The 682-nt window shown below is 43.4% G+C and carries 1 protein-coding gene; it reads right to left on the minus strand.

Annotated features, from left to right (window positions below; genetic code table 11):
* Window positions 1-27 precede the first annotated feature (27 nt).
* On the minus strand, window positions 28-682 hold a 655-nt coding region (locus tag QU44_RS18590), incomplete at its 5' end, for a hypothetical protein (protein WP_197054380.1).

Consider the following 682-nt stretch of genomic DNA (forward strand, 5'->3'; position numbering starts at 1 on the left):
CTCAGATCACCGGGTTGATGGAGGTGCTCAATTGTTTAGTGGTGCAAGTACAGTGTCTACAAACACCTTCATTGCTTCTTCTGGAAGCTCCGAAAAATCATCAATAAATATATATAGCTTGTTGATGCCAACACTACTGAGAAGCTTTCCTAAATCCTCTATAACCCGGCTGACGGCGAATGTTCTCAATACGACGTCAGCGTAATCTTCTGACTTCATCGCTGTCGAAGATTTTGCGCGTTGTTGAGAGGTGTCCAGCCTTCCTGCTATCAAAGTATCTTGGGGAGAAATGTTGCCGCCAAAGGACCTACCGTTCGTGTTGGTTTGACTAGTCTGGGCCTCATCTGATATTTTTTTTGATATTGTTTTTATTGCCGTAATATCAGTTATTTGAGCCTCAAAAGAGCCCTCTAGTAGTTCGTCTATCGAGCCACTTATGTCGCTTTTCTTTATTCCTAATCTGTCAAGTGCTCGCTTAAACAAACTCGAAAGTAATTGTTGCTTTAGCTCTTTTTTTATATCGACGAAAACAGTGCGTATAAATGCACGGTAAAGAAGTACCCTTTTGAGTGCGTCGTCACCTAGGACTCCACCGGCTAGCTGCAAATTTGCGGGGATAGCTTGGTCAATATCGGCCGCTTCATACACCGTTTTAACAGGCTGCTGAAAAAGGGCTTGGCTA

It is taken from the genome of Sphingomonas sp. 37zxx, from assembly GCF_000786205.1.
Lineage (GTDB): Bacteria > Pseudomonadota > Alphaproteobacteria > Sphingomonadales > Sphingomonadaceae > Sphingomonas.